Annotated in this window: 29 protein-coding genes and 3 riboswitches; of the genes, 12 read left to right on the top strand and 17 right to left on the bottom strand. The window is 41.1% G+C overall.

What is annotated here, in order from left to right:
- Nucleotides 1-19 precede the first annotated feature (19 nt).
- From ACFX4H_RS11880 to ACFX4H_RS11870, 3 genes are all read left to right on the top strand, one after another.
- Nucleotides 20-505 carry an SRPBCC family protein gene (locus ACFX4H_RS11880; protein ID WP_377435351.1) on the top strand — a complete coding sequence of 162 codons (486 nt, stop codon included), beginning with the start codon at nucleotides 20-22 and terminating at the stop codon, nucleotides 503-505.
- Between the two features lie 630 nt (nucleotides 506-1,135).
- Nucleotides 1,136-2,386, top strand: a complete 1,251-nt coding sequence (locus ACFX4H_RS11875; protein WP_377435349.1) for an MFS transporter — start codon at nucleotides 1,136-1,138, stop codon at nucleotides 2,384-2,386.
- Nucleotides 2,387-2,485: 99 nt separating this feature from the next.
- The gene (locus ACFX4H_RS11870; protein WP_249597339.1) at nucleotides 2,486-2,683 is read left to right on the top strand and encodes a hypothetical protein; all 198 of its coding nucleotides are present in this window, start codon (nucleotides 2,486-2,488) and stop codon (nucleotides 2,681-2,683) included.
- A 97-nt stretch (nucleotides 2,684-2,780) separates the two neighbouring features.
- Here ACFX4H_RS11870 and ACFX4H_RS11865 read toward each other — a convergent pair whose 3' ends face one another.
- Nucleotides 2,781-2,903 (bottom strand): hypothetical protein, encoded by a 123-nt coding sequence (locus tag ACFX4H_RS11865; protein WP_377435347.1) that lies wholly within the window; start codon nucleotides 2,901-2,903, stop codon nucleotides 2,781-2,783.
- Nucleotides 2,904-3,933: 1,030 nt separating this feature from the next.
- On the opposite strand from ACFX4H_RS11865, the gene ACFX4H_RS11860 reads away from it, so the two are divergent.
- Nucleotides 3,934-5,136, top strand: a complete 1,203-nt coding sequence (locus ACFX4H_RS11860) for a C40 family peptidase (protein WP_377435345.1) — start codon at nucleotides 3,934-3,936, stop codon at nucleotides 5,134-5,136.
- Nucleotides 5,137-5,141: 5 nt separating this feature from the next.
- Here the strand turns inward: ACFX4H_RS11860 and ACFX4H_RS11855 are convergent, their stop codons facing one another.
- From ACFX4H_RS11855 to ACFX4H_RS11825, 7 genes are all read right to left on the bottom strand, one after another.
- Complete coding sequence (locus tag ACFX4H_RS11855; RefSeq protein WP_241634988.1) at nucleotides 5,142-5,771, bottom strand: poly-gamma-glutamate hydrolase family protein; 630 nt, start codon at nucleotides 5,769-5,771, stop codon at nucleotides 5,142-5,144.
- A gap of 84 nt (nucleotides 5,772-5,855) precedes the next feature.
- A complete protein-coding gene (locus tag ACFX4H_RS11850) occupies nucleotides 5,856-6,005 on the bottom strand; it encodes a CapE family protein (RefSeq protein ID WP_156319646.1) in 150 nt (49 codons plus the stop codon).
- Between the two features lie 69 nt (nucleotides 6,006-6,074).
- On the bottom strand, nucleotides 6,075-7,658 hold the full coding sequence (locus tag ACFX4H_RS11845) for a gamma-glutamyltransferase family protein (protein ID WP_241634986.1): 1,584 nt from the start codon (nucleotides 7,656-7,658) through the stop codon (nucleotides 6,075-6,077).
- 74 nt (nucleotides 7,659-7,732) lie between these two features.
- A complete protein-coding gene (locus tag ACFX4H_RS11840) occupies nucleotides 7,733-9,016 on the bottom strand; it encodes a CapA family protein (RefSeq protein WP_052137322.1) in 1,284 nt (427 codons plus the stop codon).
- 10 nt (nucleotides 9,017-9,026) lie between these two features.
- A complete protein-coding gene (gene pgsC, locus ACFX4H_RS11835; protein ID WP_034309410.1) occupies nucleotides 9,027-9,476 on the bottom strand; it encodes a poly-gamma-glutamate biosynthesis protein PgsC in 450 nt (149 codons plus the stop codon).
- A 15-nt stretch (nucleotides 9,477-9,491) separates the two neighbouring features.
- Nucleotides 9,492-10,673, bottom strand: a complete 1,182-nt coding sequence (pgsB, locus tag ACFX4H_RS11830) for a poly-gamma-glutamate synthase PgsB (RefSeq protein WP_034309408.1) — start codon at nucleotides 10,671-10,673, stop codon at nucleotides 9,492-9,494.
- 783 nt (nucleotides 10,674-11,456) lie between these two features.
- Nucleotides 11,457-11,672: a hypothetical protein gene (locus tag ACFX4H_RS11825; RefSeq protein ID WP_241634984.1), complete on the bottom strand. Its 216-nt coding sequence runs from the start codon at nucleotides 11,670-11,672 to the stop codon at nucleotides 11,457-11,459.
- 627 nt (nucleotides 11,673-12,299) lie between these two features.
- Nucleotides 12,300-12,342: riboswitch (PreQ1 riboswitch) on the top strand.
- Nucleotides 12,343-12,396: 54 nt separating this feature from the next.
- Here ACFX4H_RS11825 and queC point away from each other — a divergent pair.
- From queC to queE, 3 genes are read left to right on the top strand one after another with little or no spacing between them, the layout of a single operon-like run.
- Nucleotides 12,397-13,062 (top strand): 7-cyano-7-deazaguanine synthase QueC, encoded by a 666-nt coding sequence (gene queC, locus ACFX4H_RS11820; RefSeq protein ID WP_034309401.1) that lies wholly within the window; start codon nucleotides 12,397-12,399, stop codon nucleotides 13,060-13,062.
- Nucleotides 13,062-13,532 (top strand): 6-carboxytetrahydropterin synthase QueD, encoded by a 471-nt coding sequence (queD, locus tag ACFX4H_RS11815; protein ID WP_063590378.1) that lies wholly within the window; start codon nucleotides 13,062-13,064, stop codon nucleotides 13,530-13,532. Before queC ends, queD begins: the two co-directional genes overlap by 1 nt.
- The gene (queE, locus tag ACFX4H_RS11810; RefSeq protein WP_063575422.1) at nucleotides 13,525-14,253 is read left to right on the top strand and encodes a 7-carboxy-7-deazaguanine synthase QueE; all 729 of its coding nucleotides are present in this window, start codon (nucleotides 13,525-13,527) and stop codon (nucleotides 14,251-14,253) included. The genes queD and queE overlap by 8 nt, the downstream gene beginning before the upstream one ends.
- 44 nt (nucleotides 14,254-14,297) lie before the next feature.
- Here the strand turns inward: queE and ACFX4H_RS11805 are convergent, their stop codons facing one another.
- From ACFX4H_RS11805 to ACFX4H_RS11790, 4 genes are all read right to left on the bottom strand, one after another.
- Entirely contained in the window at nucleotides 14,298-14,645 is a 348-nt protein-coding gene (locus ACFX4H_RS11805; RefSeq protein ID WP_034309394.1) for a DUF4260 domain-containing protein, read from the bottom strand.
- A 51-nt stretch (nucleotides 14,646-14,696) separates the two neighbouring features.
- The gene (locus tag ACFX4H_RS11800) at nucleotides 14,697-15,266 is read right to left on the bottom strand and encodes a TetR/AcrR family transcriptional regulator (RefSeq protein ID WP_034309392.1); all 570 of its coding nucleotides are present in this window, start codon (nucleotides 15,264-15,266) and stop codon (nucleotides 14,697-14,699) included.
- A 175-nt stretch (nucleotides 15,267-15,441) separates the two neighbouring features.
- The gene (locus ACFX4H_RS11795) at nucleotides 15,442-15,882 is read right to left on the bottom strand and encodes an SRPBCC family protein (protein ID WP_328138108.1); all 441 of its coding nucleotides are present in this window, start codon (nucleotides 15,880-15,882) and stop codon (nucleotides 15,442-15,444) included.
- Between the two features lie 29 nt (nucleotides 15,883-15,911).
- On the bottom strand, nucleotides 15,912-16,397 hold the full coding sequence (locus ACFX4H_RS11790) for an SRPBCC domain-containing protein (RefSeq protein WP_377435341.1): 486 nt from the start codon (nucleotides 16,395-16,397) through the stop codon (nucleotides 15,912-15,914).
- A gap of 238 nt (nucleotides 16,398-16,635) precedes the next feature.
- A riboswitch (PreQ1 riboswitch) is annotated at nucleotides 16,636-16,678 on the top strand.
- Nucleotides 16,679-16,728: 50 nt separating this feature from the next.
- On the opposite strand from ACFX4H_RS11790, the gene ACFX4H_RS11785 reads away from it, so the two are divergent.
- Entirely contained in the window at nucleotides 16,729-17,271 is a 543-nt protein-coding gene (locus ACFX4H_RS11785) for a VUT family protein (RefSeq protein ID WP_377435339.1), read from the top strand.
- 21 nt (nucleotides 17,272-17,292) lie between these two features.
- A complete protein-coding gene (locus ACFX4H_RS11780; RefSeq protein WP_377435337.1) occupies nucleotides 17,293-17,439 on the top strand; it encodes a hypothetical protein in 147 nt (48 codons plus the stop codon).
- A gap of 200 nt (nucleotides 17,440-17,639) precedes the next feature.
- On the opposite strand, the gene ACFX4H_RS11775 is transcribed toward ACFX4H_RS11780, so the two are convergent.
- Nucleotides 17,640-17,960, bottom strand: a complete 321-nt coding sequence (locus tag ACFX4H_RS11775) for a PadR family transcriptional regulator (protein ID WP_328129429.1) — start codon at nucleotides 17,958-17,960, stop codon at nucleotides 17,640-17,642.
- A gap of 309 nt (nucleotides 17,961-18,269) precedes the next feature.
- Between ACFX4H_RS11775 and ACFX4H_RS11770 the strand changes: the two genes are divergently transcribed.
- Nucleotides 18,270-19,016 carry an alpha/beta hydrolase gene (locus tag ACFX4H_RS11770; protein WP_034309382.1) on the top strand — a complete coding sequence of 249 codons (747 nt, stop codon included), beginning with the start codon at nucleotides 18,270-18,272 and terminating at the stop codon, nucleotides 19,014-19,016.
- Nucleotides 19,017-19,116: 100 nt separating this feature from the next.
- Here ACFX4H_RS11770 and ACFX4H_RS11765 read toward each other — a convergent pair whose 3' ends face one another.
- A complete protein-coding gene (locus tag ACFX4H_RS11765) occupies nucleotides 19,117-19,821 on the bottom strand; it encodes a DUF421 domain-containing protein (RefSeq protein WP_377435335.1) in 705 nt (234 codons plus the stop codon).
- A 214-nt stretch (nucleotides 19,822-20,035) separates the two neighbouring features.
- A riboswitch (purine riboswitch) is annotated at nucleotides 20,036-20,136 on the top strand.
- A gap of 176 nt (nucleotides 20,137-20,312) precedes the next feature.
- Here ACFX4H_RS11765 and ACFX4H_RS11760 point away from each other — a divergent pair.
- Entirely contained in the window at nucleotides 20,313-21,506 is a 1,194-nt protein-coding gene (locus tag ACFX4H_RS11760) for a nucleoside transporter C-terminal domain-containing protein (RefSeq protein WP_053537338.1), read from the top strand.
- Nucleotides 21,507-21,561: 55 nt separating this feature from the next.
- On the opposite strand, the gene ACFX4H_RS11755 is transcribed toward ACFX4H_RS11760, so the two are convergent.
- The 3 genes from ACFX4H_RS11755 to ACFX4H_RS11745 form a co-directional block, all read right to left on the bottom strand.
- Nucleotides 21,562-22,713: a CAP domain-containing protein gene (locus ACFX4H_RS11755; protein ID WP_377435333.1), complete on the bottom strand. Its 1,152-nt coding sequence runs from the start codon at nucleotides 22,711-22,713 to the stop codon at nucleotides 21,562-21,564.
- 30 nt (nucleotides 22,714-22,743) lie between these two features.
- Entirely contained in the window at nucleotides 22,744-23,049 is a 306-nt protein-coding gene (locus ACFX4H_RS11750) for a hypothetical protein (RefSeq protein WP_241634968.1), read from the bottom strand.
- A 423-nt stretch (nucleotides 23,050-23,472) separates the two neighbouring features.
- The gene (locus tag ACFX4H_RS11745; RefSeq protein WP_034309370.1) at nucleotides 23,473-23,844 is read right to left on the bottom strand and encodes a winged helix-turn-helix transcriptional regulator; all 372 of its coding nucleotides are present in this window, start codon (nucleotides 23,842-23,844) and stop codon (nucleotides 23,473-23,475) included.
- 188 nt (nucleotides 23,845-24,032) lie between these two features.
- On the opposite strand from ACFX4H_RS11745, the gene ACFX4H_RS11740 reads away from it, so the two are divergent.
- Nucleotides 24,033-25,238, top strand: a complete 1,206-nt coding sequence (locus ACFX4H_RS11740) for an MFS transporter (RefSeq protein ID WP_034309369.1) — start codon at nucleotides 24,033-24,035, stop codon at nucleotides 25,236-25,238.
- Nucleotides 25,239-25,382: the final 144 nt, after the last annotated feature.

Genomic DNA, 25,382 nt, shown 5'->3' with positions numbered 1-25,382 from the left:
TTGAATGGGGGGAATCCAAGTGCAAGCTGTAATCGAAAAAGAAGGTAATGGGATTATCGCAAGATTCGATCGCCTGCTCAATCATCCGGTTGAAAAGGTATGGGGTGCTTTAACGGAGAATGATAAGGTGGAAAAGTGGATGTCCAACCTGGAAATGAAGGACCTCCGAAAAGATGGGACGATAAAATTCAATTTCAATGATGGGTCAGGGAAATCTTTCGATATGAAGATCAGGGACTTCCGGGAATCTGCCGTTTTAGATTTTGAATGGGGGGACGGCTGGGTTCGTTTCGAGGTATCCCCTGAAAAGGATAGATGTTCATTGGTATTGAAAGAATCCATCACGCCAGTTAATGATCATACATCAAAAGATCTGGCAGGCTGGCATATTTGCCTTGATATGTTTAGTGATTTACTTGATGGACACCATCAGGACTTCCCAATGGATGAATGGGAAAAATGGCATAAGGAATATACGGCCGCCGTCAAACGAATGGATGGATAATGGATGTGTGACATGCAGCAGGGTACATAAGGAAACGAACGGTGAATTTCGGCCAAAGCGGAGGTGATGCTTCTGCCAGAAGGAAGTTTTTTATTGATATTCCAGTTGCCTCCATGTTAAGATGACTTTAACTTTTGAGAAATGGAGGTTTTCCTTGTGACATTTATCAGACTGCGTTTCCAATCTTTGAACCGTTAATTGAATACGTTCAAGAGCTCTGCCGTCCGCAGGGTAAATGGGAATGGTCTGTCTATTTTTAAGGAAACCTTCATTTTACGCATTTAAGAAAAAAGAGACGATTTCAACTCTTTTTTTTGTGTCCAGCTGAAGCCGGGGCAACCTTTGTGATCAAAGGTTTTTCACGATTTCAGTTGACTTTAAAATGGAAGAATTATATGGGGAGAATTACTTTACCTATCCAAGCGTCATTTTGGATAAGTGTAAGATTCTCCATTGTATTGACCAAACCGAAGGCCAGTGGGAGATTGATTTTTTATCGTTAAAATACTCATCCTCTCAGGTTTCTTTAGATAGGTTCTGATCCATTTACTCTAAACACAGGCAAATAGCCTGTGTTTTTTTTAGGGCATTAAGAAAAAAATATTGAAAATAGAATGAGGTGTTTAAGAGATGAAATCATTAAATGATCAAGAAAAGGACAATTGGAAAAAGAATATCACTCTTTTTCTAGGCAGTCAGACGATATCCCTCTTTGGTTCGTCCTTGGTCCAGTATGCCATCATGTGGTATATCACGTTGAATACACAGTCGGGTGTCATGATGACGATATCCATCGTTTGTGGTTTCGTGCCCACCTTCATACTCTCCCCGATCGCGGGGGTATGGGCAGACCGCTATAATCGGAAGATACTGATCATTCTTTCGGATTCTTTGATTGCCATTTCGACGCTCGTATTGGCCATCTTGTTTTTAATCGGCTACGATGAGCTTTGGCTGCTTTTCGTCATGTCCGCTGTCCGTGCGATCGGAACTGGGATCCAGACTCCGGCAGTAGGGGCCATTCTCCCGCAACTTGTTCCAGAGGATAAGCTTACGAAGGTGAACGGGACAAATGGAAGCATTCAAGCGCTAGTGATGCTCGTTTCCCCCATGGTGAGCGGCGCGCTGCTTACGATGGCTTCAATCGAAACCATTTTCTTCATTGATGTAATTACAGCTGCAATTGCCATCTTCACATTGCTGGCCTTTTTGAAAATTCCAGCACATGCGAAGGCATTACAAAAGCAAACAACCAGCTATTTCACCGATTTGCAAGAAGGCTTCAGTTTTATCAGGAATCACGACTTTCTTAAGAAGTTCTTTATGTTTTTCGCATTTTTCTTCGTGCTTGCCGCACCAGTTGCATTCCTAACACCGCTTCAGGTCACACGCTCTTTCGGGAATGATGTATGGCGGTTGACTGCGATAGAAATCACCTTTGCCATCGGTATGATGCTAGGCGGTATTTTCATGGCTTCCTGGGGAGGCTTTAAAAACAAGATCCATACGATGACTCTTGCAAGCCTTATAATTGGTGCCTGTACTTTCGCTCTTGGAATCATCCCCGTTTTTTGGATTTACTTGATCATCATGGGGGTAGTGGGATTGGCGATGCCCATTTTTAATACGCCGTCCATGGTCTTGTTACAGGAGAAGATCGAGGGTGATCTTCTTGGGAGGGTATTTGGTGTTTTAGGAATGATCTCGACTTCCATGATGCCCCTGGGAATGCTTGTATTCGGACCGATATCCGACATCATTAAAATAGAATGGCTCCTTATAGGAACGGGTATATTGCTGTTCATTCAAGGTTTTTTCCTACTGGGCAGCAAAGTGTTGATCGAAGCCGGTAAACCTATCTCCAAAGATGCCCCCGAGTAATGGGGCAAGGAACGACATGTCAGGCTGAAGGGTTTTTCCACATGCCGGATATTTATTCTTGTAGAAAGATGATGCATGAAAGTCATAAAGGAGGAAAAGATGGGTTTTTTAGGAAAATTATTTAATTGGATGGTAGTTATCGGAATAATTCTGCTTATAGGACGATTGATTACGATGGCGTTCTTATTTCTGGAAATTCCATTTACGACCTTTTTTAAGGACTACAGTCTCATTTCGATCATCATTTTAATAATAGGTGCAATTGGTCAGCAATTCACCAAGGCGGGTAAAAAGTAAAATGAGTTATCACCTTTCCTTCATGAAAAGAATCAGCTTCGAATTCACTAGACCGAGATATTCTAATGTCGGTCTAGTTTTTTATTTAAAAAATGTTTCAGTTGATTTCAGAAATCCGCTCCCTTTCCCTTTCCGCCGACTGCCTGCCAAGCCTCCTCGACGCAAGCGTCTGCGGTGTCTCGTCTAGCCATAAATTAGAAGTGGCGTTTTCTGCAGTCACCGGCATGAGCTCAACAAAAAGGAACGGTTATTAAAGGGATAGAAGAAATCACCGCCGTATTACAGCAAACGACAGCTTCATCAGAAGAAATTGCATCATGGATGGAGGAACAAGCTGCTTCTTCCAATGAACTTGCTCAATATACACAGCAGCTTACACAGTTAATAAATGATTTGGAGCAGACGCTAGGGGAATTCCAGATAGAGAAGTAGGGAATAACAAATGTTGTAAAAAGGGAGGCCATTACAGTGGTTTCCTTTTTTGTTAGATTGCCATTACATCATTCTAAAAAGGTGAATCGCTGGTACATCTCTTTATGGTGGACATAATCATTGGAAGTATAAAAGTACAATTTAGAGGATCGGGTCAAGTATCCATGCTTTTTTTACAAAGGGGAATAATATATAGGAATCGGACAAGTCGGCACGGGTATTAAAAGCTTGCACAAATTTATATGCTATAGATTCATAGTAACGAGAGGGAAAAGTCATTTAGCTTTCCCTCTCGTTACTTCTGCTAGATGATGGGTGATACCAATGGATTTGGGTTCCTGATCAAAAACCCATCGCCTTCGTTATCAATTTCCGTTTGTTATCATGCAAAACCTCAAATACATTTCCCCTCCAAAACTATATCTTCCATTTTTATCAAAGTGTTCACTCCTATATCGTCATCCTCATCATAAATAGGGCAAGCCGTATATAAACGACTTTATCATGACCGGGATTTCTCTAATCTACCTTTACCCATACTGCCAAGATAAACAAAATCCTCTAGGAATTCTTCGATTTCCAACTTTTATCGATGAGGTATAGGAATAAAGGTTTGCTTTTATGGTGTTTAATTGAATCCGACTGTTTGTTTTTAGGAAAAGTAGGCTGAAAGTTTCGTTTATTTTACCGATAATATAATTACTGTAGACATTAAGACTCATCTGATTGGGTGGATGATAGGATAGAAGGTTCATATGGTGGGATTTACTTGAACATCATAAATATAAAAATATTTCAGCGTATAAAGGAAGGTTAAAATGTTTAATGGAAAAATAAGCTGTATAATACTGACATTGGTATTCATGGTTAGTTTCACTTTCTTACCTGGTTTAAAGGCCGAGGCTGCAGATCCTGTGCATACTGTAATCTCTGGCGAAACGGTGGAATCGATTGCCAAGACATATGATATATCGGCTGAGCAATTGATGAAGACGAATGGTTTACCGGATGATAAGTTATTTGCGGGCCAAAAGTTGACGATCATTCAAACGGCGTATACCCCTTCCATCTATCAATGGTCGGAGAGAGGAAAAAAAATTGCGAAATATGCGAGATCTTTCATAGGGTTTAAAAAGACAGCTGGAGAGGAGACGCCTGAAAAGGGGTTCGATTCAAGCGGATTGATCCATTGGGTGCTTTCCCGGCAAAATGTGCCGGTCGACCGTTTGACAGTAGATGGTTTCTATAAGCAAGGGATGGATACAGCCACTCCGAAAACTGGGGATATAATATTCTTTCTGGAAAAAGACAGCTTAAAAGTCGTGACTGCGGGTATTTATGTCGGCGAAAACCAATTTGTCAATTCTGGATATGGTGCAGAAACGGTTCAGGTTAGATCCGCCACAGAAGATTACTTTGCAAAATACCAAGTGGCGTACAAAACATATACTCCTAAAGGAGAGCATATCGTCCAAATGGGAGAAACGCTTAATAGTATATCGGAGCATTACAGCATTTCCATGAGTGCGATCAAAAGCCGCAACGCTTTAAATACCGATGAGTTGATGCAGGGGCAGTACCTTCAACTATACAGCAACCCGCTATTTCCGTTTTATGTAAACCAGGAGGCTGCATATGATAAAGCATATGATGTCATCAAGTATGCATACACTTTACGCGGATTCACCTATGTTTTCGGGGGAGAAGATCCAATGACCGGAATGGATTGCAGCGGCTTCATTTATTGGGTCATGAAGGAGCAGGGCCTTTCTGTAAAACGAGATTCCGCAGAGGATTACTTCTCATTGGTGCCCAAAATCGATAATCCGAAGGCCGGGGATTTAGTATTTTTTAGGGACACGGGAACAAGGGTGGGTGTGACCCATGTAGGAATTTATCTTGGTGATGGCCGTTTTCTCAATTCAACGGAAAACACCGGCGTTCATATCTCCAACCTTTCGTCAGGTTATTTTGCCGAGAAATTCGAAAGCTTCGGTCAAGCCGAAAGCCTCATCGACTAAGAAGGTCATTCAACCTGTTTATATTCAAGAGTGGCTTTTTCAATGGCAGTAACGAACCGTTTAAGAAGATTACAGTGATTGACCCTGTTCTTACTGGTAAAGTCATCACCTTTGAAAAAGCTTTTTCTGAGCTTTGTGGAAAGTTCCAATTGTACGCCTGCGCCAGTTTTGGATGTGTTGGTGATGTTGTTTCCATTCATGCCTGAAAGGTGCTGCGGTGCATGATCAGTTTGAAATCCAGCTTCGTTGAGGCATTGCTGAATAAGGTTCTTATATGGTTCGTTCCTTCCGCCAATGTAAACCAGCCCATTATGTACGTCGTAGTGGCCATGGATCGAAAGGGTGGTCTGAGCGTTCGCTGCCATTGAAACGCCGCTCGGTTCATTGAATAAGCGGGATGGTATATGGAGGACCTGGTTGCCCCTTGGCTTTAGGCCTTCGAATAGGTAGGTGCTTGCACAAAGTCTCTCTCCAAGTGCGGCTGCAACTTCACTCGTACCTGGTTCGATATTTCCGCCATGGATGGCTAGAACTGCAATATCAGGATTCCTGTGATGAAGGATGATGCGGTAATCAAGGTATTCTTGTTCATTTTCCTGCAGTTCAAAAAAATCGGTATAGCTATTTTCAATCATGGTAATCCTCCGTATCTGTAGTGTATCTAATCTTCCATACCCATTGACTGCAAAAATAAAAAAAGCGGGGATGCCCCAGCTTTTTCATTTTTCGACTGTCGTATATAGTTCTATTTTCTTTTGCTCGTCGGGTGTTAACGTTTCTGTCCGTTTAAACGTATTCATTGTCACAAGCAGGGCTGCTACAAGAAGGACAGGTATTACCCAGCTTGTTATTTTTTTTACGATATTCATATTCAAAATCCCCTTATACAACGCTAAAATTTATATGATATTTAGAAAAGGAGGGGCTGGATTGCTTGTTTATTGCTGAGCTTTCCAGCTTCCGTTTCTTCTTTTATCTCCAGCTCCGGATATTTGTCCATTTTTCTCGTTTTTAACGAGTCCTTGAACCCCGCCATAATACATGGGCGAAATCTTCTGAATGACTTCGTATCCGGAATCTTCCAAGTCGGATACAGTTTCATCCGAAAGCCTGGATTCTGTATAAATCTTCTTTCCATCAAAGACGAACCGATTACGATCGACGATATCCTGCAACGAGCCTTCATTTTCTGTATAAGAATAAAGAACCTGCATCAATACTTGCGGAATCCTATCACCGCCTGGTGAGCCGATCCCGATCGATTCCCGCCCAGGTTTCTTGAGAATGGTCGGAGCGGTGAAAGTTCTTGACCGTTTATATGCCTTTTGTGAGTTCAAGCCGGACCTGAAATTTTTCAGTTGATCGTTAAGGAAAAATCCATTTGTATAATCCCCAGATCCGAAAAAGTTACTGAGCGTATTCGTTGTGGAAACGACAGTGCCGTTTTTGTCCATTACCACAAAGTGTGTCGTACTTTCATGTTCTTCGGAACCATTCGATTCTTTATCTTCCCATTTCTCACTTTTGATCTTATTTTTAAGACTATCCAAGTGAATGGGGGAGAGCAATTTTTCCGCCTTGGAGTGACTTATTCCATCTCCAACATTGACGGTCCGATCTTGATAAGCAGTATCCGTAATGCCCGCCAAGACTTTCATATAAGCTGATTTGCTTGAAGAATCACCTAGGTTCATTTCCTCGGCTAGCTTTAACATTTCAAGAACGGTAATTCCTGAAAAGGGCGGAGGTGCGGTAAAAACATCATAACCGGCAAATGTTCCTTGGACCGGTTTCCGTTCTTTCACCTCATAGCGCTTTAAATCCATCAAGTCGATATCTGATTCCCTTTTAATATCCCGCGCAATTTCGCCTTTATAAAAACCATCAGGACCTTCATGCTGGATCTCCTTCAGTGTTTCAGCAAGTCTTTCTTGGACGAGGGTTTTGCCTGGTTCAATGGCATCACCATCAGGATAAAAAAGTGAAGTCGCATCGGAAGATATCCTTGGCTGAGCCGCTTCTAAGCGTGATGATAACGATTCGTTGACTTCAAATCCTTCTTCAGCCAAATCTATAGCCGGCTGAAGAAGGTCTGCCATTGGTACACTCCCATACTTATCACTGATGACCTGCATGCCGGCCACTAAGCCAGGAATCCCTGTATCATGTCTTGAACTTGGGTCTTCTGGAGAGGATTCACGATAATCGATAAATTCGGGTTCGCCGGATTCCGGGGCAATCAGCATACCGCCGCCGCCGCCCACGCCAGATCCATAAGGTTCGACTACACCTAATACATACGATACCGCAATGGCGGCATCAGCCGCCGTTCCGCCGTTTTCCAATATATCCATCCCGACATCTATTGCGATTGGATTTGAAGAACTGACCCCATATGATTGTTCCGTTTTACTCTTTATCGGATCATTCGTGTCAGAAATAGGGGGTGTCTTCGAACATCCAGCAATATATATGAGCAAGCTTAGGGATATGAGCACTTTTCCCGTCATACGGTTAATCATCGGTTGTTCCCCCTTTTCGTTGAGATTCTAAGTTGTGTGTCTTCATTCTTCAAATAGTAGTGATAAAGCATTCCTTACTGAATGGGTTGTATTCCAGGTTGTTTAGCTTGTACGGCCTTTTTCTCTTGTGCTGCTTTTTTCTCCAGTGCAGCTTTCTTTTCCATTGCTGCCTTTTCCTCTTGTTCACGCTGTGCCTTATGATCGATTACCTTCTTGTGATCCAAGGAAATCTCGATGCGATCCTCTTTTTTAGACCATTGGACTTTTTCACTCGTTTCCTTCGTCAACTGTCGGTAAACACGTGATTTGTCAATGGAAGAGGTAGCTGGCCTTGGTGTTGCTTCTTCAATTTGCAGCGGTACGACATCGATTGTAGCTTTTCCGTCATTCGCTAAATGGTATTGAACCATGGCTGAATCCTTTGTGCGTGTCCAGCCTTGATCGAATATGAAATTTCCTAGACTATAGAAAATGATTCCATCTTTATAAACATCGAACGATTGAAGCACGTGGGGGTGATGACCGATGATGATGTCAGCGCCCGCATCGATGATAGCTTTAGCCAAGTCTTTTTGTCGATCGGTTGTTGATGTTGAATACTCTTGTCCCCAGTGCATATTCACCACAACCAAGTCTGCGTTGCCTTGCTTGGCATCACTTGCTTTGCCGATCATTTCAAATAATAAATCAGGGTTGGAGTTCAATAGTCCGGCTTTATCACTTTTTGATACGGCATCCTTACCGTAAACATCTGTGAAGCCAAGTGTTGCGACACGAACGCCATTAACATCCGCATAGTCGATGCTGTTTTTTGCTTCCGCGGTGTTAGATCCAACACCGACATAGTGCATATCCGCACTTTTGAATTCATCAATCGTGTCAAGGAGTCCTTGTTCTTCATAGTCCATCATATGGTTATTTGCCAATGACACCACAGAGAAGCCAGCATCTTTAACGGCTTCCACACCGCTAGTATTGGAGTTTAACCGGATGGGCGTATCGGCTCCCTTGTAGTTAGATACTTCTTCTTTTAAAGCGGTATGTTCATAATTCCCACTGACATAATCCGAATTGGCAAAATAGGGTTTCATATACCGGAAGAGGTATTCATACCCGTGCTTTTCCGTCACTTCTTCAACATAACGTCCCATCATCACATCACCGACCATTGTCATCGTCAATGGTTGATCGGATTTTGTTGCGACTGTTTTCACTTCCTCAGCCCGTCCCATCCAAGTGGTAATGACTAAAGCGATTAGTAATATAGGTAGTATGATTCCAGTGTATTTAAGATTCTTTTTCTTCGTGCGTTTAATAAAGATAAGTGTTTTTTCTTTTGCATTTAAAGTCCGTTTCATTTTTTGCACCTCAGAATAGGTAGTACACGTTCATTAAACCGAATGTTATGCCGGATAATAAAAGCGTGCTGCCAAGTGTCAATGGCATTCCTTGTCTTTGTATGGTATTCGCTATCAATCCAGGTACGATTATACCGATTCCCCGAAACTCGAATATTTCAAAGGGCATGACGGGGTAGACTAAGTCCAATAGGAGTTTCAAGCAAATCCCGGTCACCATCATGGCGGCGAATTTTCTTCTTCCATATAAAATCACCCATCTTGAAAGGCCGTGGGTGACGATTAAATAAGTTACGACACTAATGATCAAAATGGTCAGCATGATTTCCCATTGATCAAATACTAATGCCAAATAACCTGGCACGATAAGTCCTGCGGGTACGACACCCGTCTTTTCTGAAAATATAAGGCTAAGCGTTACTCCCAGTACTAGGGCTACATATAAATCCGATCCAAACATTAAGGTTCCTCCTACTTAACTTGCTTTTTGCTTTGTTTTAGATTTCATGAATGCTTCAATTAATGGTTCCGCTGCACCGTGAATATTCCCGACACCGTAGACGATGCGATTTTTCATCAATGGGCGCAGACGGGCCACGATTTCTTCAGTTGACCAGTTTTCTAAATCCCAATATTCTTTAGTATCCAATTTACCTTGCTCGAATACCTTCGTGATTGGTGATGTAGTTTCACCAATGGCAATGACGATTTCGGATTTTATGTACGGCAATACATCTCTAGCAAACTGCTCGGTACGGTCCACACGGTCTGCACGGCAGTTCATGATGACGATAGGAGGTTCTGTGCTGTATCCGAACGTATTGACACGTTCCCATATGTTCAGCGTCGATGCCGCGTCGTTTGCAGCAAAGCCATTGACAAAGAAAGTTGGCTGGATGCGATCTCCGAATTTGGTGATCCGCATGGCCCCTGGATCTGGATGTGCATTCAGCATGCCGCGGAAAGCCGTTTTTTCATCAATTCCCAAAGCTTCCGCAACGGCCAAGGCTAGTGATGCGTTATCCGGAAATACCATATAGTCGAATTCGCGTAAGAAATCCTCGGAAATTCTTGAATTATCTGCAACAATCACTTTTGTGTTGCGTTCTTTGGCGATTTGTTTGAAAAAGTCCAAATATTCACTTTCGATGGTTATTAAGTGACCATTATGGGGAATGGTAGCAGTGAAGGCTTCAGCAACCTCATCCATAGTCGGTCCCATGACATCCATATGGTCTTCCAATACATTCACGATGACCCCGATGTTTGCCTGGATCATTTTGTTTTGGAAGATTAGTTGATAGTCAGGCTGTACGGCCATGCACTCACAAACCAGTGCTTCCGTGCCTAAGTCGGCAACTTCTTTAACTACACGCCGTTGTTCTCCTATGTTGGGTCCTTCCGGGCGGCGTACAATCGGTTTTTCCTTGTCGGTAAACCAATAGATCATTCTTGCTGATGTTCCGGTTGTTTTACCTACTGTTTTGTATTTTGCTTCCTGGATCACACCTGTAATTAGACGCGTTACAGTCGATTTCCCTCGAATCCCATTCACATTCACACGTACCGGGATGGAGTCGAGACGCTTCTGATGGCGTTTTTGTTCAAAAATGCCATAGCCAAGCAAAAAGATCGCACAAATAAATATTGGTGCCATTTTTTTTTAACCTCTCTTTTTTTCAAATATTTGAATTACTGAATACACACTACATGATTTTAAACTTAATAGGCAAGAGCCAATTATTCTATCGTAATATAGTTATCATCAGCTTTTTCAAATATATGTATATTAGGGTGTAATAGTATCTAATGGGATGAATTATTTTATGAGTACAAAGATATGGCTGGTAATCGAGGGAATCGAGGTTTCATTTACACTAAATTATGGAAAGTTTAATAAAGCCCCATTTCAGTCAGAATCAAAATGGTTTTATGAGCATTTGAACCTAATTCATAATGGCTAAATTTGAATAATATTTTTTTAAAAAAGTGAGGTTTATTACAGTTTGTTAATTGTTTATACCCATTGTTTGACATAAACGTTATAATTTTTATGGATTTGTCATTCAATGTGAAATATTGCATCTAACGACTCAATTAGTTGAACTCTTTTGAATATGGACAAAGATGAGTAAAAGAACACATCTCTTTTTTTTAGTATTTTCTTCGGGAATACCCATGGGTCTATAATTGACCTTTTACCTAAAAAATGAAATGAACTAAAGTTAACCCATTTCTTTTAAAAAATACCTAGTTTCTTCTATAGATATAGTGTTTATACAAGAATGAAAAATAAAAAAAGCCCAGAAGCATATCTGGGCTTTCGGCTTATATATTGTAAATGAATGGAATGGTCACGGACCTCCGTTAATCATGGATAGATTTACCTTTTGTGGGTCTTGAGTTACAGCATGGGTAGCTGAATTATGAAGGAATCAGGTTAACTTGATTTCTTTCTGTCAGAAATCTCAAGGGTGGAGTCCTTTTTACCGCCATCAATCACATAAAATCTAGGAGCTAATCTCCTTTTTTTACGTTGATTGTCAGGATTCATCTTCATATAATTTTCGTATTCTTTGCGAAAGAATTCTTTGGTTTCCCGTTGCAATGCTTTTCTTTCGTTAAAATCTGCGATGAATTTGAAAAAACGTTTCATATGAATTCCTCCTTATGGGGTTAAAAGGTCTTAGTTTAATAGTAACATATCGTTGGTGAATTTTAACCTTTTTTTGCAATTTTGGAGTGGAAATTATGTTTTTGTGTGAATAAAGTTGTGAATGGTTTGATTCGAGAAAAAGCATGTAATGGATCCTTGCTGAGTAAGTGACCGTGCATGGTATTGAAAGGGAATGTCGGGATTTAAAGCGGGTATTGGAAGCAATGATTATTTGAGTTAAAATATTCCTTATATTCATTATACACTAAATATTCTGAAAACAAAGGAAAATATTCACTTCCAGCCGCTTTTGATAGATTTGCTTTTTAATGGTTCATTATTGTGTATAGTTATATATTCCCCGAATTTATGAAAATGAAACTTCCCTTATGTGGGAGGAAAAAAAGCAATTTCCCGCATACGGGCTTTAATGCTTTTCAAATTATTTGACCCCTTTATCCGATATTTTATTCACTCTTTTTTATCGGATTTTTAATGTGATTTTTAAGTAATGAAAAGTTAACCAAATTTGCCATCAGGTCTAATGTTCACTTTATATAAACATCTTGATTTCTTATCATTTTCAAGTTACTATTGACTTGGAAAAATATAATATTCCGCGTTAAGGCGGAAGAGGTTCTAGCTACCCTCTCAAAAAAACTAAGGAGAAACAGTGCTCTATTCTTAGGGTGCTGTTTTTTTCCGTAAAAAGGAGTTTTATAGAATGAAGAAGAAAGAAAAGGCAGTGGTTGTTTTTAGCGGAGGACAGGACAGTACGACGTGCCTGTTTTGGGCATTGGAGAGATTTGAGGAAGTGGAAGCGGTGACGTTCGATTATAATCAGCGGCATAGCTTGGAAATCGAATGCGCTCAAAACATTGCCAAGGAATTGGGAGTGAACCACCATATCCTTGACATGTCGCTGCTGAACCAACTGGCCCCGAATGCATTGACAAGAAGTGATATTGCAGTGGCGGACGGAGAAGAAGGGGAGCTGCCGTCGACGTTCGTGCCAGGGAGGAATTTGCTGTTCCTTTCGTTTGCCGGAGTGCTGGCGAGTCAGATTGGCGCTAAACATATTGTCACAGGAGTCTGTGAAACGGATTTCAGCGGATATCCTGACTGCCGCGATGTATTCATTAAATCTTTGAATGTGACCTTGAACTTATCGATGGACCAGTCATTCGTGATTGATACGCCGCTAATGTGGCTTAATAAAGAGGAAACATGGGAGCTTGCTGACCAGCTTGGCGCGTTCGACTTTGTCCGCGAAAAGACCCTGACTTGCTATAACGGAATCATCTCCGATGGCTGTGGAGATTGTCCGGCATGTAATCTGCGGAAAAAAGGGCTGGATGACTATGTAAGCAGACGGAAGGTGCTTTCATGATGTACGGTTTTAAGATAGTGGATAAACTCCAAAAAATAGATGAAGATATTCAGCGCAGCCAATTGAAGTATACAAACAAGAGGGTTCTCGTAAGTAAGGAATTCACCTTTGACGCGGCGCACCATCTGCATGACTATGAAGGGAAATGCAAGAACCTTCATGGCCACACGTATAAAGTCATTTTCGGATTGAGCGGGTATACGGATTCACGCGGGTTGATGATAGATTTTGGTGACATCAAGGATATATGGAAAAATGACATCGAAATCCACCTGGATCATCGTTATTTGAATGAAACCCTGCCGCTCATGAATACAACAGCTGAAAATATGGTTGTCTGGATTTATGAAAAAATGGCCGAAGCCCTTTCATTAAAAGAATATGAGGGTGCTAGAGTCGAATTTGTTCGACTGTACGAAACGCCGACAAGCTATGCCGAAGCCAGACGGGAGTGGATGGAAAGTGAGTAAACTCCCGGTAATGGAAATCTTCGGGCCGACCATCCAAGGAGAGGGAATGGTCATTGGTCAAAAAACCATGTTCGTTCGGACGGCCGGCTGCGATTATTCATGTTCCTGGTGTGATTCCGCTTTTACTTGGGATGGCACAGGTAAGGAAGATACCGTTCAGATGACTGCCGATGAAATATGGGATGAGCTGAAGCGAATTGGGGGTTCCGGTTTTTCCTTCGTGACGATATCTGGGGGGAACCCGGCCCTGTTGAAAAACCTAAACGGCTTGATAGCGATCTTACATGAAAATAAAATGAAAATAGGGGTCGAAACACAAGGGAGCCGATGGCAGGATTGGTTTCTCGATATTGATGAACTGACTATCTCACCTAAGCCGCCGAGCTCTGGAATGGACACGGACTTTACCGTGCTTGACCAAATCATCTCGAATCTTGCCAATCGAAACCCAGAAAACCATGTTTCATTGAAGATCGTCGTCTTTAACGAGGAAGATTATCAATATGCTAAACATGTACATGGGCGTTACCCGGATATTCCCTTTTATCTGCAGGTCGGCAATGACGACAGCAGGACGGCGGATGATCGTCAATTGATCAGCGGCCTATTGAAGAAGTACGAAGAGTTAATTGATAAAGTGATAGCGGATGATGAATTGAATGATGTGAAAGTCCTGCCCCAGCTGCATACCTATATATGGGGTAACAAGCGGGGTGTGTAAAGTAAAGGCAGTGTGATGTTTAATCACACTGCCTTTTAAGCTTATTACAACCTTTGCATGTGTGTAGCTTTGAAGGATGATGTGTATTTAAGGCCATATCCAAATAAGCGATCCATTCCAATATGTGCGGTCCAAATTAAACCAATCATCACCCATGCATCCGACTTTAGGAATATGGCTAACAAAATCATGAGGATGGACACGATATAAGTATGGAATGCGTTATAAACCTTTGCTCCAATCCGGTCATTGATCAGATAGGCCAGCATGGAAACATCAGGGGACAAAATCAACAAAAGGAAAATCCACCAGCTGAATTCATATAACGAATAGATGTAAATCACCGCTAAAAGGACCATAAGTCCTTCAATATGAAGGAATTTCTTCACCATTTCATAACCTCCAAAGTTTAATTGACCATTGGTCAATAATTTCCGAAAAAATTATATGATGTTCTTGGTGATATTTTTTACATGAAAATAGGCTAAACCTTTTACATCTTGATAAGATAGTTCAGAATTAATGTAAAAAGTTATGAATCCGTGAAGAGAAAGAAAAATCGACCAAATGGATGCAGGATTCAGTTTGTTGTCCGTTAGATCCGTCAAGGACTGGATTAGCTTTTCGTATGTTTTATTAGAATCGAATTGAAGTAACTGCTGAATTTCCTTTTCCTTCGATAAAAACATGATGGAATAATGATTCTGTTGGGTTAAACCGAACTCCAAGAAGCACAATAAAATCTTTTCCATTTTTACGGAAGGGTCATTTTCCGACAGGATGATATCATCGATTGAAGAATTCAAAACGGAAAAATCCGTTTTCACCAAACTATAAAATATTTCCGCCTTGTTTTTAAAATGATAATAAATGGCTCCATGGCTACAATCCAATGATTTAGCCAATTGCCTCATCGAGACATTCGAATACCCTAACGCTGCAAAAAGGTTTCTAGCTTCATTCAACACCATGTCCCTGGATAATTCTTGACCTGCCGATTTCCTTGGCGACATCTTGTCACCTCCTTATTAATTGACCACTGGTTAATTAGGATGATAGCTCACGGATTTTCAAATGTCAATTATTAGGTCGAACTATAAAGTACTGTTTTTAAGTGGGATTATGCCATTTGTTTCACCAGTGTTGCAAAGCATAACCCCCCAGTTTATTGAGGGTTTATGCAATTTATTAAAAAACTAATGATGCTCTCAAAGTAGTAACGCCATTTTCTAAATAACCCTTTAAACAGGTTAATGTATATACCCAACCTTCTTTTTGTCCGATCATTTTGTTTATTATTTCAGGGTCGTCTTCACTCAATCCTGATTCGTTCACTTCAATGATCGTACTCGTTTTATCCAACTCTTTTAGTGTAATGGCAACAATCGTTTCTTGATCATTTCCGCCCCATGCAAACACGATCTTCCTATTTTCCTCTACTTCCAATACATGAATGACCACTTCTGCATCGTATTCATTGTATCTCAATGTAGGTGTCCGGCCTTTTTCCCATCTTTCCGAACTCGATGAGAACCAGAAATTCCCGATTTTTTCAGGATTCACTATGGCTTCAAACACTTCATTCGTTGGCTTGGCGATCTTGAATTTCGTGATTATTTGAGTATCCATTACTAACTCAACTCTCTTTCGATTTGTTTTTATTGTTTTCCATTATCCCAGTCTACTGATATGGGCGGCAGGGTCCGTCCAGTTTCAAGCAAGCTCTTCAGGTTACTTAAAAGGGCTGGCCATCCATTATTCAAGCCTTCAAAGGTATTGTCATCATATATGAAATCCGTCTCCAATAGCTCCTCGAGCCTAAGAATTAACTTCACAGTCGAATCGTCCATCTTCTGTAATTCAAAAGTGACCCGTGTAGGCTGCTCGCGAGGTGTTTCGTCTCCTGCCATGATCCATGTAAACGAGAGCAGGTGCAACGGCTCGCATTTAAGTACATGCCCATGATCGGTAATCCGCCCATCATCCAGCAAATATTTAACGGCGGACCCTTCTTGCCAGTCAGACTTTACTTGTAATCCGAAGTGGTATTTCTCCGTGACTTCACCACTCGTCAAGGCTTCCCAAAGTTTCTCTGGTGTGGTTGCGATATAAATAGGATAGACAAACGTAGTTTTTTTCATCATTCTTTTTCTCCTCGCCAAATAAGGTACATGACTCTATCTTTGATTTTCGGCTTTTATATACAGCCGGTCAAGCAGTTTTAAGCGACAGAAATCGGCAAAGGGGGAAACAGGGCCATTGAAATAAATGGCTAAATCAATCGGTATCAGCGAATACATACTAAAATCGACGGTATGGAAACTTCTTGATTTCCAACCGCTTTCAAGCTACGATGAATAAGGAAAATGATAATCCGCCCGGGCGGAAGAGGTTCTAGCTACCCTCTCAAAAAAACTAAGGAGAACAGGGCTCTTTCTTAGGGTGCTGTTTTTTCTGTATAAGGAGAATTAAGAAATGTTAAGAATTTTATTGTATTTAGTATCCATCATCACGGCGAATGTGGTTACAGCAGCTTTTGCGCCATTACATTTTGGCATGTTCATCATCCCGATGGGGACATTGCTCATCGGGGGAACCTTCATCTTCCGAGATCTGGTCCAGAATAAATTCGGCCGCGCGAAGACCTATATATGCATCGTCACTGCACTTATTTTATCTGCATGTGTATCATTTTTATTAGGAGATACGTTACTGATTGTGTTTGCTTCCACATTATCCTTCGTGGTCGCAGAAACAGCGGATACGGAAATTTATACCCGTTTAAAGCTCCCGATGAGTTGGAGGGTGTTTTACAGTGGGATCGTTGGAGGATTTTTCGATTCGGTGATATTTGTCGTGATTGGCCTAAGTCCTCTGGTTGCCGATATATTGCCATGGGAAGCAGTACCCGCTGCGGTCATCGGCCAAATCATCGTTAAAACGATCATTCAGTCCATTGGTGCCATATTGTTGGGACGAATCAACGTAGAACTGGAGAAACGTGTAGTCTCCAGTTAAATGCTAGGAGGGATGCACTCGATGGATGGAACCAAAAAAGAAGAAGAAAAATGCTATTGCCTCGAAGCCTTTCGTGAAAAATATGGCCCGCATGTACAAGGGGAATGCATGAAGCTCTCCTGCACCAATTATCGCAAGCATAAAGGAATAGACAAAAAAAGGACCTGATTTGGTCCTTTTTTTGCGTGATTGAAGTGACTCACGAGTAAACAGTGCGAATTCACGAGTAAAAGTGGGAAACTCACGAGTAAAAGTGCGAAACTCACGAGTAAACGTGCGAAATCACGAGTGCTGCATGAATTAGCGAGTAAAACAGCAAAAAAAGCTTCTGGGCCGTTTCATTAAGTACAGATTGCTTTTTATTTGGTTTAGAATTGCTCTGAGCTTTTTCGAACTAATTTTTCCAGGAAGAAAAAGCATTCGCGTTTCCGCTCAAGTTCGGTTTGTCCATTTTCGGTGACATGATAATATTTCCTGCGGCCTGATTCGGACTCTTTCCAATGTCCATTTATGAATTCTTTTTTTTCTAATCGTTTAAGGGCAGGGTAGAGGGTGCCTTCACTTATTTCATAGTTGCCCTTGCTCATTTGCTTCAGGATTTTCGTTATTTCATAGCCGTAAAGCTTTTTTTGCGATAGAAGTGAAAGCAAAAGGAGGTCAATGCTTCCCTTCATTAATTCTTTATCCATATAAAATCTCCTCCTTTTCATTTTAAAGTGTAATACGTTGTACATCGTATCACAAGGTGCATTTTACTTTTCTTAAAAAAAATGGTTAAATGACGATTGCTAAATAAATTTAATCATAGTAAAATGTGCTTCGGAACGGATGAGTTGTGAAGAGTGTGGTAAGGATACTATATATATGATTTAATTGTTTTAATGAAAATACGGAATAGGATAGAAGAATCACTACTCAAGGGGTATTAATTGATTTTTTTTCGAAAATCATTTAGATTCTATTTATCAACAAGAGCAAAGAAAGAAGGTCCTAGATAGATGAAAGTGAAAGCACCTGAGTCATTCACATATATAGGTGGAAAGAGAGCAGTTCTTCTGCTTCACGGGTTTACCGGAAGTACAGGAGATATGAAGAAATTAGGGAAGTACTTAAATGATCTCGACTATACTTGCCACGGACCTCTTTATAGTGGGCACGGAGTATCAGCCGAGGAACTTGCTAAAACTGGTCCAAAGGAATGGTGGGGAGATGTAGTTAATGGCTATAATTTCCTAAAAGAAGAAGGCTATGAGGAAATTGCAGTTGTAGGAATTTCTTTAGGGGGAGTGTTCTCATTAAAAGTGGGAATTGAATTGCCTGTAAAAGGGGTAGTTTCAATGTGCGCTCCGACGCAAGGAAAAAGTATCGATCGACAAAAGAACCGCTTGCTCAATTATGCACAGGCGTATAAGAAGTTTGAGGGCAAAGATGCAGACCAAATTGCTGCAGAAGTGAAGTTGCTTGAAGAAGAGCCAATGCCTCAACTAAAAGATGTGTTGAACATTATAAATGAGACAGGTGAAAATTTAGATTTAATCACATCTCCAACTCTTGTTCTGCAAGGGCGTTTGGATGATCCCGACTATACGGAGAGTGCTACAGCGATTTTCAATGAAGTCGATACACAGCATAAACACTTGATTTGGTATGAAAAGTCTGGCCATATTATCACATTGGGCAAGGAACGTGAACAGGTGTATGAAGATGTGTATAAGTTCTTGAATACACTGAATTGGTCGGAGTAATAAGGATATATTTGATCTCCTTTAAGTTGAACGTGTAAAGCCTACAGTCGTAAGTAGGCTTTACACGTAACTTAAAGGGGATTTTATTTTGGCTGCAAATCTATTTGTAGAAAAAGACCTTTAAGGTATCGTTATTATCAAGAGTTGCCAATAAGATATCGTTCACGTCGGCATTATATGTTATTTTGATTCTGTTTTTCAGCCATGCTTCGTCTTTACCGCCCCGGTTCAATTCTTTAGAATCAATCTTTCCCTCTTTAATAATCGTTTTAGGAAAAGTGAAGGCATTTGTTGACAGGTGCATATCTGCTGGGGTTACTGCTTCATATTGGGGATCTAAAAACAATGAAATGGTACCGCCCGGTTCCCATAGCGCGAGGGATACTTTTTGAATATCTTCGACTTTTTCTTTTCTTAATTCCGATAATAAAATATCGATGGAGATTCTGGCCCTTGTTAAACTTTTGTAAATGATCTGTCCATTTTCGATAAGCGGAAAGGGATCTGAGTCAAAAAACCTTCGGAGTTTTCCCCACTTAAGTCCCGCAAACACACTCATTATATATAAAATGATCAATACACTGGTTGTTATCATGGAGCCCTTCAAACCTAAGTGTTCATCAGATAAAGGGTGGGCAAGAATGTTTCCAATAATTAAAGCCATTATGAAATCAAGTAATCTTAATTGCGAAATGGACCGTTGCCCCATCAATTTAACCGATAGAAGCAAAAAAAAGTAGGAAATAATGGCTCTTAAGATCCACTGGATTGCAGTAAGAGTTTCCTGGCTATTAAAAAAATCCACAAAAATTCACGTCCTAATTTCCAATAAAGGAGAAGTAATGGGCCTCTTTAGAGGGGGCCGATTATAGTTTTAGCCGGCTCCTTCATAAGTATTACCCAACATTGGCCCTTCGGAGACTTTATTGACTGTTTTCGAAAAATTTATATTAATATAACAACTTTAAAACGTATTGTAATTAAAAATAAACTGATTTAAAATGATATCTTTCCTGAGAAATTTATTTAAAAAATATCCTTGTATAATATCAGTGACAATGGTCTGATAGTTTCTACCTGGCAGCCGTAATGCCGGACTACAAGGAAGTATGAAAATAGAAGAGATGAACAGGTTAATGTTGGTTCGCTTGAAAAAAGCTTGATCCTAAAAAACATGCTTCGATGAAAGCTCTTACTTTTTCACACTTTCTTGCTGCGGCTGAAGGTGTAAAAAGGTGAGGGCTTTTTATATAAAAAAAACGAATGGGAAATGATATAGCTAAAGGGGATGAAAACATGCTTTTCTTATTGAATATATTAGGTGTTTTAGTTGTAATGGGCATCGTTTACCTTTGTTCACCTAATAAAAGGAACGTTAAGTGGAAAGCCATTCTTACCTTGCTGGTTCTTGAATTGCTTATCACATGGTTCATGTTATCGACAAAAATAGGGGCGTGGGTCATCAATCTGATCGCTTCATTCTTTACCTGGTTGATTGAATGTGCGAATGAAGGGATTTCTTTTGTCTTTCCTTCGCTTATGGCAAATGAACAAGTGGACTTCTTTTTCAGCGCATTGATGCCGATTATCTTCATTATCACGTTTTTTGATGTTTTATCGTATTTCGGTATACTTACGTGGATCATTGATAAAGTGGGATGGCTCATTTCAAAAGTATCCGGTTTGCCGAAACTTGAGAGTTTCTTTTCGATTCAAATGATGTTCCTTGGAAATACGGAGGCACTTGCCGTACTCCGCCTTCAACTCAGTGCGATTAAGGATCAGCGTCTTTTGACATTTGGAATCATGAGCATGAGCAGCATCAGCGGTTCAATCATTGGAGCCTACCTGTCCATGGTACCGGCAACCTATGTTTTTGTAGCGATACCTTTGAACTGCTTAAATGCCTTGCTGATAGCTAATATGCTGAATCCCGTCGATGTCAGTAAAGAAGAAGATGTCGTTTATGTACCTTCTAAAGAGGAACGTAAAGATTTCTTTTCCACCATTTCCAACAGTATGTTGGTTGGGGCCAAAATGGTCTTCGTCATCATGGCAATGGTTATCGGCTATGTGGCGTTGACGGCTAGCGTAAACGGCATTTTCGGCTTCTTCGTGGATGGATTGACCATTCAAAAGATTTTCTCTGTCATTTTTAGTCCATTTGCATTCCTGCTAGGATTAACTGGACATGATGCCATGTATGTCGCTCAATTGATGGGAATCAAGCTTGCCACGAATGAGTTCGTTGCCTTGCTCGATTTAAAGGATAAAGTCAGTACACTGCCTCCGCATACAGTAGCCGTGGCTGTCACTTATTTGACGTCATTTGCCAACTTCAGTACAGTGGGCATGATCTACGGAACATTCAATTCCATCCTCAATGATGAGAAATCGAACATTATCGGAAGGAATGTTTGGAAGCTGTTGGTTAGCGGGATGGCTGTTTCCCTGTTAAGTGCCATGGTCGTTGGATTATTCGTTTGGTGATTTAAAACGGGCATCTGAAAAAAGCTGTGCAGGATTTTCCATGCACAGCTTTTTCTTATTTCGTCAAATAGTTCTCTGTATAATATGGTTTATTTTCTTCATCGAAGGCAACTCCGACACCGAGGGATTCAAAATCTTTCTGTAATTTGTTTTCCCTGTGTCCAATGGAATTCATTAGGCCTTCATGGGCAAAGATACTGCTATTCTGACCGGCAGCCAGGTTTTCCCCCGCCATTCGGAACTTGATTTTGTCATCTTCCATCCGGTCAAAAGGGGATTCCCCTTCAAGGTTTGTATGGTTGAAGTATTGATTCACGGCCATATCTGCACTATGATCCTGGGCAGTGACCTTCACTCGTTTATCCCATGTTAGCACGGAGAGATCATGATTGACCCGTGATGCATTGGTCAAATCGAATAATTGATATTCAAAGCCCTTCTTTAATCCGGGGCCGGCTTCTGCAAAATAGCCGCTCTTTTGCTTTTCGAGTTTGGCGTCGATGATTTGGATTGCCGTGACTGTATTTTTCTCATGTTTGTCATAAAAAATGGTCACATAGCTATTTTCCATTTCGAACATATCGTATTCGCCGCCGTCACTTCGAATCTGGTAATAGACGTTTCCTTTAAGCAGTTTTGTTACTGGCTCCGCCATTTTCCCCGTCACGGTTTTTTTGGGTGTACCGCGTTTAATGCCTTCCTTTGAGGAAATCAAATCTTGGTTCGTATATAAACCAACAACTTTATTGTTGTTATCGTAGGCAACCATGAAGAAGTTTTGATAATTTTCGTGATAGGCAAACCAGTCCACGCCATATTCATTCCGCGTATTCCGCTTAGCTTTACCAGCCATTTTTTCTACATCATCCTTCGTGTCGCCAATTTCGATATTACGGACTGAAAAGGATGCATCAGCAGGTGCTTCCAGTGCCGGTTTTTTCACTTTTTCCGTTTCCTGAGATTCTTTTTCAGAAGCGGTATCCAATGTTTCCGTCAGCGAGCCAATCAGGCTGCTGACTCCAGTACTCAGTTTTTCCAAGGCTGTCGTAACCTCGGGCCCGTATATAAATGAACGAACATCTGATGCAAAGGCACTAACCCCCGCTTTGAATCCAGATTCCTGAATATCTTTACCATATCCATACCATAATCCAGAGAGTAGGAGTATGAGGACCACAATATTAAACAATTTACGCAAATCGTTCACTCCTGCTCTATCCAGGATATAGAATCCCGATTAATGAAAGACCATCTGCAGCATACTTAAAACAGGTGGGACACCTAACAAAAATAGTGAACACAAAATGAGTATTTGCGAGACCATTTTTGGAAGCTTTTCCTTCCCTTTTCCCGAATACCAGCCACTGAACTGAAGTTTATTTCTATACCAGACGAATAATAAAAGCAGTATCGCAATCGAGCCTAGCCAGCCATACTGAGTCACTCCCATGTTTATATATATGCCGTTTACAATGGCCGAAATGATTGTTCCGGCTATCCCGAATATTAATATGATGCGTAACAATTCTAATAAGACTTTCATATGTCACTCCCTGGTTTCCCCATTATACTTCGTCGATTACAAAATAAAAAATTTAAATATTTAGTTTTACATATTATACCAAAAATAAAGATGGGAATAAAACAGGTAGCTCTTTCGAAGGTGAAGTTTTCATTATTAGTTAGGCTGTTTTCACATACTTTGTTGCTATTTACCAGGTAGTGAGTTGTGGTTGATTTCCCCTCCAGATGCTCGCTTTCCGCGGGGCGGGTGGGGAGCCTCCTCGGCGTAAACGCCTGTGGGGTCTCACCTGTCCCGTTGCTCCCGCAGGAGTCTCGCACTTCCGCTCCAATCAACCTTAAATAGTTTCGTTTTAAAAACAACAATCTTTACGAAAAGAGCCATTAGTTAAGTCTTTATAAACAAAAAAAGATTAGCCATTGCGCTAATCTTTTTCATTTGGGATTACTTTAACTGATCATTCAAGACACTTTCCTCGAGAACGGAAAACTTATCACCATACACCCTTGTTATGTGGTTTTCCCCCCATGTACATAGTGCGGATAGGATACTTTCCAGGCTTTGTCCATACTCACTTAATTCATATTCCACTTTTGGAGGGACTTGGTTGTAAACGATCCGGTTGATGACTTCGTCCTTTTCCAACTCCCTCAACTGTTGGGTCAACATTTTTTGAGTGATGTTCGGCATAAGGCGCTTCAATTCACTAGTCCGCTTTTTCCCGTGGGTCAGATGGCAGAGGATCACGCATTTCCATTTTCCGCCCATTACTTCAAGTGTCGCTTCTACGGATATATTGTATTTCTTTTTTTGCATGATTTGCATACTCTCCTTATTTTATAGGTACTAAAAGGTGCCTATATCACTTTAAAGTACGTACTGTTTTTTATTTGTATTATATCTCATAATAACATTTGCACACCGAATTCCACTGTACCATTTATAAAAAAAGTTGCTCAGGCAATTTCAATGATAGTACAAAATGACAAGAAGGAGAAGAGGATATGATTTCAAATAAAAATAGAAGTACATGGGCATTGCTGGCTTTAGCGATCAGTGCCTTTGCGATTGGAACAACTGAGTTCATCAGCGTGGGATTATTACCACTCATTTCTAAGGATTTACACATTACAGTGACGACGGCGGGACTGACGGTGTCCTTATACGCTTTGGGGGTCATGTTCGGGGCACCTATCCTGACATCACTGACATCGAATATGTCGCGAAAGACTTTATTGCTTTGGATAATGGTCGTGTTCATTATCGGAAATGCATTAGCGGCTTCTGCGACCACGGTCGGTGTATTATTGATCGCACGTGTCATTTCAGCGCTTGCACATGGTATCTTCATGTCAATCGGCGCTACGATTGCCGCTGATTTGGTCCCTGAAAACCGCAGGGCGAGTGCCATCGCCATCATGTTTACAGGTCTGACGGTGGCAACGGTGACCGGAGTTCCTTTTGGAACATTCATCGGTCAGCAATTCGGCTGGAGATTCGCTTTCATCATCATTGTGGCAATCGGCTTGATCGCTTTCATCGGAAACGGCATCCTAGTCCCATCAGATTTAAGAAAAGCGGCACGGACCACTTTCCGTGACCAAATCAAATTGGTGACGAATGGGCGTTTGCTGCTAGTATTCATCATTACAGCGTTAGGGTATGGCGGTACATTCGTTGTCTTCACGTACCTGTCGCCATTACTTCAGGAAGTGACAGGGTTTAAAGAAGGAACCGTGGCCTTGATTTTGTTAATATATGGAGTGGCCATAGCGATAGGAAATACCCTTGGCGGGAAATTCGCCAATCGCAATCCTATTAATGCCCTATTCTATATGTTTCTTATTCAGGCCATTGTACTTGTGGTGTTAACTTTCACGGCACCGTTCAAGGTAGCTGGTTTAATTACGATCATTTTAATGGGATTGTTTGCATTCATGAATGTTCCGGGGCTTCAAGTGTATGTCGTCATGTTAGCGGAGCGTTTCGTGCCGAGTGCAGTGGACGTGGCGTCAGCCATCAATATTGCCGCCTTCAATGCGGGTATCGCCATTGGTGCCTACTTAGGAGGGGTGATAACGGATTCGATCGGATTGATCCATACAGCGTGGATAGGTGGAGTCATGGTGTTTGCAGCAGTGATTTTAACAGGATGGAGCCGGGCCCTGGAAAGTAAAGACCGTACCAAGGGAACGGACAAAATAGCATAGGGTTAAAAAAGTGGTGCATCTTAGAAAAAGTATGCTATGCGTATAGGGTATCAATGAAAAGTATCATTGCATCCCTTCAGTGAATGATGGAAGGTTCCCTGAAGGGATGTAATGATACTGATACTAATAGCGCATTACAATCTA

The organism is Peribacillus sp. YIM B13477 (genome assembly GCF_042787955.1).
GTDB classification, from domain to species: domain Bacteria; phylum Bacillota; class Bacilli; order Bacillales; family DSM-1321; genus Peribacillus; species Peribacillus frigoritolerans.
The sequence above is the reverse complement of the archived record's forward strand: the minus strand, read 5'-3'. Positions and strand labels throughout refer to the sequence as shown.